General features: G+C 74.4%; 13 protein-coding genes. 11 read left to right on the top strand and 2 right to left on the bottom strand.

Going from position 1 to position 12,504, the window contains the following annotated elements; translation table 11 throughout:
- The first annotated feature begins 71 nt into the window (after positions 1-71).
- Positions 72-365, top strand: coding sequence for a co-chaperone GroES (gene groES / locus AFE02nite_RS12690; protein ID WP_034248597.1), 294 nt, complete (start codon positions 72-74; stop codon positions 363-365).
- A gap of 67 nt (positions 366-432) precedes the next feature.
- Here the strand turns inward: groES and AFE02nite_RS12685 are convergent, their stop codons facing one another.
- Positions 433-723 carry a WhiB family transcriptional regulator gene (locus AFE02nite_RS12685; RefSeq protein WP_034248596.1) on the bottom strand — a complete coding sequence of 97 codons (291 nt, stop codon included), beginning with the start codon at positions 721-723 and terminating at the stop codon, positions 433-435.
- Between the two features lie 233 nt (positions 724-956).
- Here AFE02nite_RS12685 and AFE02nite_RS12680 point away from each other — a divergent pair, with 233 nt between their 5' ends.
- The 4 genes from AFE02nite_RS12680 to AFE02nite_RS12665 all read left to right on the top strand — a co-directional run bounded on the left by AFE02nite_RS12680 (position 957) and on the right by AFE02nite_RS12665 (position 5,190).
- Positions 957-1,907, top strand: a complete 951-nt coding sequence (locus AFE02nite_RS12680; RefSeq protein WP_146819779.1) for a MerR family transcriptional regulator — start codon at positions 957-959, stop codon at positions 1,905-1,907.
- 134 nt (positions 1,908-2,041) lie between these two features.
- Positions 2,042-2,677 carry a response regulator transcription factor gene (locus tag AFE02nite_RS12675; protein WP_146819778.1) on the top strand — a complete coding sequence of 212 codons (636 nt, stop codon included), beginning with the start codon at positions 2,042-2,044 and terminating at the stop codon, positions 2,675-2,677.
- 117 nt (positions 2,678-2,794) lie between these two features.
- Positions 2,795-4,318 (top strand): IMP dehydrogenase, encoded by a 1,524-nt coding sequence (gene guaB, locus AFE02nite_RS12670; RefSeq protein WP_146819777.1) that lies wholly within the window; start codon positions 2,795-2,797, stop codon positions 4,316-4,318.
- On the top strand, positions 4,315-5,190 hold the full coding sequence (locus AFE02nite_RS12665; RefSeq protein ID WP_052114104.1) for an inositol monophosphatase family protein: 876 nt from the start codon (positions 4,315-4,317) through the stop codon (positions 5,188-5,190). The genes guaB and AFE02nite_RS12665 overlap by 4 nt, the downstream gene beginning before the upstream one ends.
- Here the strand turns inward: AFE02nite_RS12665 and AFE02nite_RS12660 are convergent.
- Positions 5,129-5,947 (bottom strand): exonuclease domain-containing protein, encoded by an 819-nt coding sequence (locus AFE02nite_RS12660; protein ID WP_146819776.1) that lies wholly within the window; start codon positions 5,945-5,947, stop codon positions 5,129-5,131. The two genes, AFE02nite_RS12665 and AFE02nite_RS12660, sit on opposite strands and share 62 nt — an antisense overlap.
- Before the next feature lie 96 nt (positions 5,948-6,043).
- On the opposite strand from AFE02nite_RS12660, the gene AFE02nite_RS12655 reads away from it, so the two are divergent.
- The 6 genes from AFE02nite_RS12655 to pfkB all read left to right on the top strand — a co-directional run bounded on the left by AFE02nite_RS12655 (position 6,044) and on the right by pfkB (position 12,496).
- The gene (locus tag AFE02nite_RS12655) at positions 6,044-7,168 is read left to right on the top strand and encodes a GuaB3 family IMP dehydrogenase-related protein (protein ID WP_034247926.1); all 1,125 of its coding nucleotides are present in this window, start codon (positions 6,044-6,046) and stop codon (positions 7,166-7,168) included.
- A gap of 253 nt (positions 7,169-7,421) precedes the next feature.
- Complete coding sequence (locus tag AFE02nite_RS12650) at positions 7,422-8,183, top strand: DeoR/GlpR family DNA-binding transcription regulator (protein WP_034247927.1); 762 nt, start codon at positions 7,422-7,424, stop codon at positions 8,181-8,183.
- Positions 8,184-8,247: 64 nt separating this feature from the next.
- On the top strand, positions 8,248-9,288 hold the full coding sequence (locus AFE02nite_RS12645; RefSeq protein ID WP_034247925.1) for a zinc-dependent dehydrogenase: 1,041 nt from the start codon (positions 8,248-8,250) through the stop codon (positions 9,286-9,288).
- Positions 9,289-9,426: 138 nt separating this feature from the next.
- Entirely contained in the window at positions 9,427-11,022 is a 1,596-nt protein-coding gene (locus AFE02nite_RS12640) for a PTS mannitol transporter subunit IICB (protein WP_034247923.1), read from the top strand.
- Positions 11,019-11,456, top strand: coding sequence for a PTS sugar transporter subunit IIA (locus AFE02nite_RS12635; protein WP_034247922.1), 438 nt, complete (start codon positions 11,019-11,021; stop codon positions 11,454-11,456). Before AFE02nite_RS12640 ends, AFE02nite_RS12635 begins: the two co-directional genes overlap by 4 nt.
- A gap of 89 nt (positions 11,457-11,545) precedes the next feature.
- Positions 11,546-12,496, top strand: coding sequence for a 1-phosphofructokinase (gene pfkB / locus AFE02nite_RS12630; RefSeq protein ID WP_146819775.1), 951 nt, complete (start codon positions 11,546-11,548; stop codon positions 12,494-12,496).
- Positions 12,497-12,504: the final 8 nt, after the last annotated feature.

The raw sequence follows: 12,504 nt of genomic DNA, 5'->3' as shown, positions 1-12,504 counted from the left end.
GACGGCGGACAGCCCGGACAGGCGGCAGCTGAACGTTCCGTTCCCACGACTGTGAGAAGGGGAGGTCCGCTGTGTCGGTCTCCATCAAGCCGCTCGAGGACCGGGTCGTCGTCCGCACGCTCGAGGCGGAGCAGACGACGGCATCCGGTCTCGTGATCCCGGACACCGCCAAGGAGAAGCCCCAGGAGGGCGAGGTCCTGGCGGTCGGCCCGGGTCGCATCGACGACAAGGGTCAGCGGGTGCCGCTCGACGTCGCCGTCGGCGACCGCGTCATCTACAGCAAGTACGGCGGCACCGAGGTCAAGTACAAGGGCGAGGAGTTCCTCATCCTCTCCGCGCGCGACATCCTCGCCGTCGTCAGCTGACACCTGACATCACGACGCACGACGCCCCGGCCCCCTCGTGGGGGCCGGGGCGTCGTCGTCTGCAGCCTCAGCCGGCTCGCCGGACGCGGCGGCTGAGCATCTCGCTGCGCTCCTCCTCCGACAGGCCGCCCCACACCCCGTAGGGCTCGCGGACGGCGAGGGAGTGCTCGCGGCACTCGTTCAGCACGGGGCACGTGGCGCAGATCTGCTTGGCCGCCTCGGCGCGCCGACGGCGCGCGGCACCGCGCTCGCCCTCGGGGTGGAAGAACAGGGTCGGGTCGGCCTCACGGCACTTCCCCTCGTACTGCCACTCCCAGAGGTCCATCACCGGACCGGGCAGTCGCGAGATCTCCGTCATGGGTCCTCCTGCTGATGACTCATCGGCGGGCACCGGCGAGACCCTCACCGTAGAACCGCGTCAGAAGTTGGTCAACCCCCTTGGTCAAACTGCTTCGTCAGCGTGGCGGCGAGCGGCATGCACGGCTTCGTCCGCGCGGGACGCCGCGTAAATGCCGATGACCTTGCGCTTGACGGGTGGTGAAGCGGCGCGGTCTGTGGCGGAGCGCGCCACCGGCTGTGCAGAATCGCGTCATGTCGACGAGTGGCGAGGGCGTCCGCGAACGGCCGCCGGCGCCGTCCTTGACGGTCGCGGCGGTGGCCCGTCGGCTCGGTGTGGCCCCCGCGACGCTGCGCACCTGGGACCGCCGCTACGGCCTCGGCCCGTCGGAGCACCTCGCGGGCGCGCACCGGCGCTACTCGGCCCAGGACGTCGCCCGCCTGCTGGTCATGCGTCGCCTGACCCTCGAGGGCGTGGCCCCCTCCGAGGCGGCCCGGACGGCGCTGGCCGCGACGGACGCCCCGAGCGCCGAGGTGCACGTCCCCACCACCGCCGAGGTGATGGACGCCTACTCCGACGCCGTCCCGATGGCGGCGGACCCCGCCGCGCTCGCCGCGGCCGCCGGTCAGTTCGACAACGCGGCCGTCCGGTGGATGCTCGCGCGCGTCGCCCCGCGGGACGTCCTCGCCTGGTGGACCGACCTCGTCGAGCCGACGCTGCGCACCGTCGGGGAGCGCGCCGCCCTCGAGCGCCCCGGCGAGAGCGTCGCCCCGGCCCTCGTCGCCGCGGCCTTCGCCGAGCTGCGCAGCCGCGCCGCCGTCGCGGCCGCCCACCTCGACGCCGCCAAGCCCGCCCCGACGGTCCTCGTCGTCCCGACGGGGGAGGGCCCGGACCTGCGCTCGCACGTCCTGGCCACCGCGCTCCAGGGCCACGGCGTCCGGGTGCGGGTGCTCTCGTCGTCGGCCCCCGCGGTCGTCACGGGCGCGGTGGAGCGTGCGCAGCCCGCCGCGCTCCTGGTCGAGGTCTCCCCGGCCGACGCCGGCGCGCGGGGCACCGCCGTCGTCCGCGCCGCGACGGCGGCCCGGCCCGGCATGCCCGTCTTCGTGCACCACGGCCCGACGGCGCCCGAGCTGCCCGTCGCCGCGAACGTGCACCGCGTGCGGACCCTCCCCGGGGCGCTGCACGAGGTGCTCGCGACCGTCTGACCGGCTTCACCCCATCCGCCCGCGTCTTCACCCTCCGACCCGCTAAGGTCCGCCGCCGCGGTGGCCGATGATTGCTGCACGCGGATCCCCCGTCCCGGCCGACGTGCGTGCCGGGACACTGCGGAAGGAGGCGGATGGCCGGCGTCGTCGTGTGCCACGGCTCCGCTGCCGTCCGCGAGCGCATCGTCGCGGCGGCGCACGGGGTCCCCGGTCTCGTCCCCGCGCGCGGCGCCGGGAGTGCCGAGGAGCTCGTCACGCTCGCCCGGCGCACCGCACCCGCGCTCGTGCTCCTGGACACGCACCTGCCCGGCACCGGGCCGCTGGAGGCCATGCGCCGCCTGCGCGAGCTCGACACCGCGCCGATCGTCATCATGCTGGCCGTGCCCGGTGACGAGATCACCCTGGACCGCGCCGTCGCGCTCGGCGCGCGCGGCTACCTCGCGCCCGACCTCGAGCGCAGCGAGCTGGCGGCCGTCGCCGCGCACAGCCTCGCGGCCGCCCCGGCGCCCCCGCACGGCGCGAGCGCGAACGGCCTGCCGCGCCCGCGGCCCGCCGGGCAGCCGGCCGCCCCGCCGATCGAGCTCACCAAGCGCGAGATGGAGGTGCTCATCGGCATGAGCCACGGGCGCTCCAACGCGCAGATCGGCGCCGACCTCTTCCTCTCCGAGGACACGGTGAAGACCCACGCCCGCCGGCTGTTCCGCAAGCTCGACGCCGCGGACCGCGCCCAGGCCGTCGCCATCGGGCTCCGCCGCGGTCTCATCCGCTGACCGCTTCGCGGACGGCTCGGCTCACGACGCCGCCCTCGTCCCGGCCGTGCCCGCCGGGCGGTCTCAGCGACTGACGGGCCCACCCGGGGCTCCCGGGGCCGCGACTACTATCGCCGGATGAGCGTGCCGCCGCCCACCCCTGCCGAGGCCGACCCGTTCGGTTTCGTCGGTCTGACGTTCGACGACGTCCTGCTCCTGCCGGGGCAGACCGACGTGATCCCCTCCGAGGTCGACACGACCTCGCGCCTGACGCGTGAGATCTCCGTCGCCGTCCCGCTGGTCTCGGCGGCGATGGACACCGTCACCGAGGCCCGGATGGCGGTCGCGATGGCCCGCCAGGGCGGCGTCGGCGTCCTGCACCGGAACCTGCCGATCGCCGACCAGGCGCACCAGGTGGACCTGGTCAAGCGCTCGGAGTCGGGCATGGTCTCCGACCCCGTGACCGTCGGCCCGGACGCCACCCTCGCCGAGCTCGACGCGCTGTGCGGCAAGTACCGCGTGTCGGGGCTGCCGGTGGTCGAGGAGGGCAACCGCCTCGTCGGCATCATCACCAACCGCGACCTGCGCTTCGTCGCGGCGGCGGACTACGCGAGCCTGCGGGTCCGCGACGTCATGACGACCCAGCCGCTGATCACGGGTCCCGTCGGCATCTCGCGTGACGACGCCGCGGCGCTGCTGGCCAAGCACAAGGTCGAGAAGCTGCCGCTGGTCGACGACGCGGGCCGCCTCGCCGGCCTCATCACGGTCAAGGACTTCGTCAAGACCCAGCAGTACCCGTCGGCCACCAAGGACGCCGAGGGGCGGCTCGTGGTCGCGGCGGCGGTCGGGTTCTTCGGCGACGCGTGGGACCGCGTGCTGGCGCTCGTCGAGGCGGGCGTCGACATCCTCGTGGTCGACACCGCGAACGGCCAGGCGCGCCTCATGCTCGACATGGTCCGCCGCCTGAAGTCGGACCCGGCGACGCGCGGGGTCCAGGTGATCGGCGGCAACATCGCCACGCGCGAGGGCGCCCAGGCGCTCGTGGACGCCGGCGTGGACGCGGTCAAGGTGGGCGTCGGCCCGGGTTCCATCTGCACGACGCGCGTCGTGGCGGGCGTCGGCGTGCCGCAGGTCACGGCGATCTACGAGGCCGCGAAGGCGTGCAAGCCCGCCGGTGTCCCGGTGATCGGCGACGGCGGCCTGCAGTACTCGGGCGACATCGCGAAGGCGCTCGTCGCCGGCGCGGACACCGTCATGCTGGGCGGGCTGCTCGCCGGCTGCGACGAGAGCCCGGGTGACCTGGTCTTCGTCAACGGCAAGCAGTACAAGCGCTACCGCGGCATGGCCTCGCTCGGCGCGATGCAGTCCCGCGGCGACCGGCGCTCGTACTCCAAGGACCGCTACTTCCAGGGCGACCTCGGCGACGACGAGATCATCACCGAGGGCATCGAGGGCCAGGTGCCCTACCGGGGCCCGCTCGGCGCCGTGGCCCACCAGCTCGTGGGCGGCCTGCACCAGTCGATGTTCTACGTCGGCGCCCGCACCATCCCCGAGCTGCAGGCGCGCGGGAAGTTCGTGCGGATCACCCCCGCGGGGCTCAAGGAGTCGCACCCGCACGACGTCCAGATGATCTCCGAGGCGCCGAACTACTCGAGCCGGTGAGACCCGCGGTCGACGTCGACGCCGTGACGGCGCTCGTGGAGCGCGTCGCGGCGACGGTGGTCGCCCCGCGCTTCCGGGACCTGGTCGCCGGCGAGGTCGGCGAGAAGGGCCCGGGCGACGTCGTGACGGTCGTCGACCACGCTGCCGAGGCGGCGATCGCGGACGGGCTCGCGCAGCTCGCCCCGGGCGTCCCGGTCGTGGGGGAGGAGGCCGCGTCGGCCGACCCCGCCCTGTTCGACCTGCTGGGCGCGCCCCTGGCCTGGGTGGTCGACCCGCTCGACGGGACCCGCGCGTTCGTCGAGGGCTCCCCGGACTACGCAGTCATGGTCGGCCTGGTCGCCGCCGGAGTGCCGGTCGCCGGCTGGATCTGCCTGCCGGAGCACCGCATCACCCTCGTGGCCGAGCGCGGCTCCGGGGCGTGGTGCAACGGCGCGCCGCTGGCCCCGGCGCCCCGCTCCGGCGCGCCGCGGATGCAGGTGGCGGCGCGCTACCTGCCACCCCCGACGCGCGGGCGCCTGGTCGACGGCCTGCGCACCCGCTCGGGGGCGGAGGGGATCACGGTGGCCGAGACGGTCTGGTCCGGCCACGAGTACACACGCATCGCGCTCGGCGACGTGGACGGGATGCTGGCGTGGCGGACCATGCCCTGGGACCACGTCCCGGGGGTCGCCATCGTGCGTGAGCTCGGCGGGACCGCGCGCCGCCTCGACGGGAGCGACTACCGCGCCGACGTCGCCGCCGAGGGCCTGCTGGTCGCGGCCGACGAGGAGCTCGCGGTGAGCTTCGCGCAGCTGCTGGACGTCGCGGCGCTCAGGCCGGCACCGGCAGCGCCGTCGTCGGGACCTGCGTCGTCGGCACCTGCGCGGGCGTAGCGGGCGCCGCGCCCACGGGCGCGGCCACGGTGCTGGGGGCGTCGGTGCTGAGGACGTCGGTGCGCACGGGCCACTCGAGCTCGGCGCCCGGGCCGGTCAGGCCCTGGCCGGCCCGCCACGCGTTGAAGCCCTCGGCCCAGCGCCGGTGCGCGCGCGCCTGCGCGTCGTGCAGCCGCTCGGGCACGGCGCGGCGCAGGCCCGGGTGGCGGGCGCAGATCGCGGCCAGGACGTCCAGCGTGGCGACCACGTCGTCGTCGGCGCTGTGCAGGGCGCCCGTCGCGACCCCGTAGTGCGCGCACAGGTCGCCCAGGCGCCGCTTGCCGGGACGGTAGGTGTCCAGCCACCGGTCCAGCACCAGCGGGTCGACGACGACGCGCACGTCCCGCGCGAGGCGTTCGGGGAGCGTGCGCAGGCCGTGCCGGCGCAGCTCGGCGTCCAGGAGCGTGAGGTCGAAGGACGCGTTGTACGCGACCACGGGCTCGCCGCGCAGGAGCGCCCCGCTCAGCGCGTCGGCGATCTCCTCCAGCGCCGCGGCCGGCGGGCGGCCGTGCGCCCGCGCGTGCTCGGTGGTGATGCCGTGGATCGCCGCGGCCCCGTCGGGGATCTCGACGCCGGGGTCGATGAGCCACGTCCGGGCCAGGGTGCGCCCGCCCGCCCGGCGGACGACGGCGGCGGTGACGATGCGGTCGCCGCCGACGTCGACGCCGGTGGTCTCCGTGTCGAAGCCCACCAGCGGTCCGTCGGCCCAGCTCGTCATGATCACCACCTCGCGGCCAGCCTGGCAGGGGCCTCTGACAGTCCGGCCTGCGACGCGCCGCCCGGTGTGCCAGGCGGCGCCGGTAGCCTTGGCGCCGTGAGCAACGAGATCGAGATCGGTCGCGGCAAGCGGGGCCGCCGGGCCTACTCCTTCGACGACGTCGCCGTGGTCCCGTCGCGGCGCACGCGCGACCCGGAGGAGGTGTCGGTGGGCTGGCAGATCGACGCCTACCACTTCGACATCCCGATCGTGGCGGCTCCGATGGACTCCGTGATGAGCCCCGCGACCGCGGTGGCCATCGGCAACCTCGGCGGTCTCGGCGTGCTCGACCTCGAGGGCCTGTGGACGCGCTACGAGGACCCGGAGCCGCACCTCGCGGAGATCGCGGCCCTGGACCCCGAGCGGGCGACGCCGCGCATGCAGGAGCTCTACGCGGCCCCGATCATCCCCGAGCTCATCACGCAGCGGCTGCACGAGATCCGCCGCGCCGGCGTCACGGTCGCCGGCGCCCTCTCGCCGCAGCGCACGCAGCAGTACTGGAAGACCGTCGTGGACGCGGGCGTCGACCTGTTCGTCATCCGCGGCACCACCGTCTCGGCCGAGCACGTCTCCGGCCGGGCCGAGCCCCTCAACCTCAAGCGCTTCATCTACGAGCTCGACGTCCCCGTGATCGTCGGCGGCGCGTCCACCTACACGGCCGCGCTGCACCTCATGCGCACGGGCGCCGCGGGCGTCCTCGTGGGCTTCGGCGGGGGCGCCGCGCACACCACGCGCATCTCGCTGGGCATCCACGCGCCGATGGCGACCGCGGTGGCCGACGTCGCCGCCGCGCGTCGGGACTACCTCGACGAGTCCGGCGGCCGCTACGTGCACGTCATCGTCGACGGCGGCGTGGGCCGCTCGGGCGACCTGGTCAAGGCCGTGGCGTGCGGGGCGGACGCCGCGATGCTGGGTGCCGCGCTGGCCCGCGCGTCGGACGCGCCGGGGCGGGGCTGGCACTGGGGACCCGAGGCGCACCACGCGAACCTGCCGCGCGGCGAGCGCGTGTCCGTGGGCACGTCCGGGACGCTCGAGGAGGTCCTCTTCGGCCCGGGCCGCCAGGCGGACGGGACGCTGAACCTCGTGGGCGCGCTGCGCAAGGCGCTCGCCACCACCGGCTACTCCGACCTCAAGGAGTTCCAGCGGGTCGAGGTCGTCGTCTCGCCGTACCAGCCCTTCTGAGCCGCTCCTGACGGCGGGCGACCCCGCCCGCCCCGGCACGACCCGAACGGGCCGCCGACGCGCGTCGGCGGCCCGTTCCGTCGTCGCGCCCTGGTCGGGTCGCTCATGCCCGCGGGTGCCCGGATCGGCGGACATCTGGACCGATCCGGGCAAAGATCATGGTCGCAAGGGTTGACTTCGGACAGAAACAGAACTAGACAAAGCCAATACAACATCCGATCCAACAGGATCGGGCGTGGAGAACGAGGTGGTCGTGTACGCGACGGAGCGTCAGCAGGAGATCTTGGGTCGGGCCCGCCACGACGGCCGGGTCGACGTCAAGAGGCTCGCCGATGCGCTCGAGGTGACGCCGGAGACGGTTCGCCGTGACCTGACGGCGCTCGAGCGCCTCGGGCTCGTGCGCCGGGTGCACGGCGGGGCGATCCCCGTCGAGCGGCTCGGCATCGAACCGGCGGTCGCCGACCGCGAGGGCCGCATGGCCGGCCAGAAGGAGCGCATCGCCAAGGCGGCCCTCGACGAGCTGCCTGACGGCGGCGCGGTCATCCTCGACGCGGGCACCACCACCATCCGCCTGGCCGAGATGCTGCCGACCGACCGCGAGCTCACCGTCGTCACCCACGGCCTGCCGATCGCGATGCTGCTGGCGAGCCGACCGAACATCACGCTCCACCTGCTCGGGGGGACGGTCCGCGGGCGCACGCTCGCCGCCGTCGGCACCTGGGCCGAGCGCGACCTCGCCGACGTGTACGCCGACGTCGCGTTCCTCGGCACCAACGGCATCACCTCCGAGCGCGGCCTGACGACGCCGGACCTCGCGGAGGCGGGGGTCAAGCGCGCCCTCGTCGCGGCCTCCCGGCGGGTCGTCGTGCTCACCGACCACACCAAGTTCGGCCGGGTCGACTTCGCGCAGGTCGCCCCGCTGTCCGCCATCGACACGGTCATCACCGACAGCGAGCTCGAGCCCGAGCTCGTCGACGAGATCGAGGCCGCCGGCCCCCGGGTGGTGCGCGCGTGAGCGGCGCCGCCGGGGCCCCGGCCGCCCCCACCCGGCGCCCGGCGGCGCCCGACGAAGGAGAGAGATGAAGGTCTTCCGCTTCCACGCCCCCGGCGACGTGCGCCTCGAGGAGGCCCCCGAGCCCGAGGCCGGTCCGGGCGAGGTGAAGATCCGCGTACGGGCCTGCTCGATGTGCGGCACCGACGTGAAGATCTCCACGGCCGGGCACCTGCGGATCGTCCCGCCGCGCGTCATGGGGCACGAGATCGCCGGTGAGATCGTCCAGGTCGGTGAGGGCGTCGAGGGCTGGGCCGAGGGCGACCGGGTGCAGGTCATCGCCGCCATCCCGTGCGGGACGTGCGAGTACTGCCGCGCCGGCGCGATGACCATCTGCCCGAACCAGGTCTCCATGGGCTACGACTTCGAGGGCGGCTTCGCGCCGTACATGGTCGTCCCGAAGGTCGTGCTCGACGTCGACGGCCTCAACCGGATCCCCGAGAACGTCTCGTTCGCCGAGGCCAGCGTCGCGGAGCCGTTCGCCTGCGCGATCAACGCCCAGGAGATCGTGGGCGTGCACGAGGGCGACGACGTCGTCGTCGTCGGTTCCGGCCCGATCGGCTGCCTCCACGTGCGCCTGGCCCGCGCCCGCGGCGCGCGCCGGGTGGCCCTCGTCGAGCTGAGCCGCTCGCGGCTCGACCTCGCGTCCGCCGTCGTGCACCCCGACCTGGCGGTCTGCTCCTCGGAGGAGGACCCCGTGGCGGCCGTGAAGGCCTTCTTCGACGGCACGGGCGCGACGGTCGTCATCACGGCGGCCGCCTCCGGCGCCGCGCAGGAGCAGGGCCTGCTCATGCTCGCCCCGCAGGGCCGGATCAGCTTCTTCGGCGGCCTGCCCAAGGACAAGCCCACCATCACCCTCGACTCGAACCTCGTGCACTACCGCGAGCTGACGATCGTGGGGGCCAACGGATCGAGCCCCGCGCACAACAAGCAGGCGCTCGCCTACATCGCCGACGGCAGCGTGCCCGTCGCGGATCTCATCACCCACCGCCTGCCGCTCGAGCAGGTCGCCGACGGCATCGACGTCGTGCGGTCGGGTGTGGGCATCAAGGTCACGGTCGAGCCGTGACCGACCGCCGGCCCCCCGGCCGGCGTGCGGACGGTCGGCCCGTTCCCCGGCGGGCCGACCGCGAAAGGTCAACGACGATCACTGCCGCTCCGGGCACCGACGCCCGGGCGCGCATCATCACGATGGGAGTGTGAGCCCGTGTCCGCTACGACGGCACCCGCGGCAGGCACCACCAGCCGGGGCAAGGCCATCCAGGTCAGGCTCCAGCGGTTCGGCGCCTTCGCCAGCAGCCTGATCATGCCCAACCTCCCGGCCTTCCTGGCCTGGGGCATCATCACCACCCTGTTCATCGCCGTCGGCTGGTGGCCCAACGGCATCCTCGGCGGCTTCGGCAACGCCGACACCGGGACCTGGCAGGGCGCCGCGACCCAGCTGGTCATGGCCAAGGACGGCACGACCTTCCACCAGTACCTCGGCCTCGTCGGCCCGATGATCACCTACCTGCTGCCGCTGCTCATCGCCAACACCGGCGGCCGGGTGGTCTACGGCGCCCGCGGCGCCGTCGTGGCGTCCGTCGTCGCCGTCGGCATGATCACGGGCAGCACCGTGCCCATGTTCCTCGGCGCGATGATCATCGGCCCGCTCTCCGCGTGGGTCATGAAGCAGATCGACGCGATCTGGGCCGGGAAGATCCGGCCGGGCTTCGAGATGCTCGTCGACATGTTCTCCGCCGGCATCGCCAGCGCGGCGATGGCCGTCGGCGCGTTCTTCGGCTTCGCGCCGATCATCACCAACGTCTCGACGTGGCTCGGCGACCTGGTCAACTCGCTCGCGGACGCCGGCCTGCTGCCGATCATGAGCATCGTCGTGGAGCCGGCGAAGGTCCTGTTCCTCAACAACGCGATCGGCAACGGCGCGCTCGTCCCGCTCGGCGCGCAGCAGGTCGCCGAGCACGGCAAGTCGCTGCTCTTCCTCGTCGAGGCGAACCCCGGCCCGGGCCTGGGGATCCTCATGGCCTACACGCTCTTCGGCATCGGCATGGCCAAGAGCAGCGCGCCGGGCGCCGCGATCATCCAGTTCTTCGGCGGCATCCACGAGGTGTACTTCCCCTTCGTGCTCATGAAGCCGACGCTGATCCTCGCCGCGATCGCCGGCGGTGCGACCGGCGTCGCCACCATGGCGGCCACCGGCGCAGGCCTCACCGGCCCGGCGGCGCCCGGCTCGATCTTCGCCGTCTTCACCGCGACGGAGCGCGGGTCCTACTTCGGCGTGATCCTCACCGTCGTGCTCTCGTTCGCCGTGACGTTCGTGCTCTCGGCGATCATCCTGCGGGCCACCCGCAAGCGGGACCTCGCCAAGGGCGGCGGCGACCTGCAGGCCGCCATCGCGCAGACCGAGGTGAACAAGGGGAAGTCGAGCACCGCGCTCGGCGCGCTCGCCGGCGCCGCGGGCGTCGAGGCGGCCACGGCGGGCACGGCCGGCCCGGCCACGCCGATCCACTCGATCGTCTTCGCGTGCGACGCCGGCATGGGCTCGTCCGCGATGGGCGCGAGCATCCTGCGCGACAAGCTCAAGAAGGCGGGCCGCGGCGACATCACCGTGGTCAACAAGGCCGTCGCCACCCTCGACGACGACGTGGACCTCGTCATCACGCACACCGAGCTGACCGACCGGGCCAGGGGGCACGCGCCCAGCGCGCGCCACGTCTCGGTGGACAACTTCCTGGCCAGCCCGGTGTACGACCAGCTCGTGGCCGAGATCACGGCCGAGGACAGCGCGCGGGCGAACGCATGACCGAGATCCTCGCCCCCGGCGACGTCGTGACCGCGGTGTCGGCCGCCTCCAAGGAGGACGCCATCCGCGAGGCGGGAGCCATCCTGGTGCGGGCCGGCGCGGTCGCCCCGGCGTACGTGGATGCGATGCTCGAGCGCGAGCGGTCGGTCTCCACGGCCATGGGCAACTTCCTCGCCATCCCGCACGGCACCGAGCAGGCGAAGGGCGCCATCGTGCGCTCGGCGCTCTGCCTCGTGCGGTACGACGAGCCCGTCGACTGGGGCGGCCAGCCCGTCCGCGTGGTCGTCGGCATCGCCGGGGTCGGGGACGAGCACCTGGAGATCCTGTCCAGGATCGCGCTCGTGTTCGCCGACATGGATCAGGTGGAACGCGTCCTGAACGCGCCGTCCGCCGCGGAGCTGTACGAGATCCTGCAGCAGGTGAACACGGAGTGAGGACCGGCTCCCGGTGGTGCGCGGCACGCCCCCGCACCACCGGGAGCCCCTCCGGCCAGCCACGAGCAACGCCAGCATCAGGAGATCCGATGATCGTCACGGTCACCCCGAACCCGAGCGTCGACCGCGCGCTCGACCTCGAGTGCCTCGCGGTCGGCGAGGTGAACCGGGCGCACGCCACCCACGTGCACGCGGGCGGGAAGGGCATCAACGTGTCGCGGGCCCTCGTCGCGCACGGCCGCCCCACGCGGGCCGTCCTGCCCGCCGGCGGTCCCGACGGCGAGCTGCTCGTGCGGCTGCTCGACGACCACGGCGTCCCGGCCCGCGCCGTGCCCGTGGCCGGCGAGACCCGGTCCAACATCACGCTCGTCGAGTCGACGGGCGTCACCACCAAGGTCAACGCGCCCGGCCCGGCGCTCGGGCCCGACGACGTCGCGGCGCTGCTCGACGCCGTGGCGGCGGAGCTCGTGGGCGGGGCGCGCCTCGTCGTCGGCGCGGGCAGCCTGCCCGCCGGCACCGGCGCGGACTTCTTCGTGCGGCTCGCCGAGCTGGCCGGACGGCACGGCGTGCCGTGCGCGCTGGACACCTCCGGCGAGCCGCTGGCGCGGGCCGTGGCCGCCGGAGGGCTCGACCTGGTCAAGCCCAACGACGAGGAGCTCGGCGCCCTCGTGGGGTGCGACCTCGTGGTGGTGGGCGACGTCGTCGACGCCGCCCGCCGCGTCGTCGCCCGCGGCACGCGGCGTGTGCTCGTGAGCCTCGGCGTGCACGGCGCGCTGCTCGTCGACGCGACGTCGACCTGGTGGGCGGGCGGCCCGCCGCTCGTGCCGGCCTCGACGGTCGGCGCGGGGGACGCCACGCTGGCGGGCTTCCTGGCCGCCGAGGGCGAGGAGCCGGCCCGCCAGCTCGCGACCGCGGTCGCGTGGGGCCGTGCGGCCGTCCTGCTGCCCGGCACAGCCGTGCCCGCGCCCGCCGACATCCGGACCGACGACGTGCGCGTCGCCGCGGACCCCGACCCCGACCTGGCGCTCAAGGAGCTCTAGGCCTCCAC

The sequence above is a fragment of the Actinotalea fermentans genome, from assembly GCF_007991475.1.
GTDB classification, from domain to species: domain Bacteria; phylum Actinomycetota; class Actinomycetes; order Actinomycetales; family Cellulomonadaceae; genus Actinotalea; species Actinotalea fermentans.
Note: the sequence above shows the minus strand (reverse complement) of the source record. Positions and strands in the feature narration are given on the sequence as shown.

Coding starts and splice junctions, on each gene's coding strand:
- guaB (WP_146819777.1), top strand. CDS start 2,795: ATGAGCGTGCCGCCGCCCACCCCTGCCGAGGCCGACCCGTTCGGTTTC.
- AFE02nite_RS12660 (WP_146819776.1), bottom strand. CDS start 5,947: ATGACGAGCTGGGCCGACGGACCGCTGGTGGGCTTCGACACGGAGACC.
- AFE02nite_RS12685 (WP_034248596.1), bottom strand. CDS start 723: ATGACGGAGATCTCGCGACTGCCCGGTCCGGTGATGGACCTCTGGGAG.
- AFE02nite_RS12635 (WP_034247922.1), top strand. CDS start 11,019: ATGACCGAGATCCTCGCCCCCGGCGACGTCGTGACCGCGGTGTCGGCC.
- pfkB (WP_146819775.1), top strand. CDS start 11,546: ATGATCGTCACGGTCACCCCGAACCCGAGCGTCGACCGCGCGCTCGAC.
- AFE02nite_RS12675 (WP_146819778.1), top strand. CDS start 2,042: ATGGCCGGCGTCGTCGTGTGCCACGGCTCCGCTGCCGTCCGCGAGCGC.
- AFE02nite_RS12645 (WP_034247925.1), top strand. CDS start 8,248: ATGAAGGTCTTCCGCTTCCACGCCCCCGGCGACGTGCGCCTCGAGGAG.
- AFE02nite_RS12680 (WP_146819779.1), top strand. CDS start 957: ATGTCGACGAGTGGCGAGGGCGTCCGCGAACGGCCGCCGGCGCCGTCC.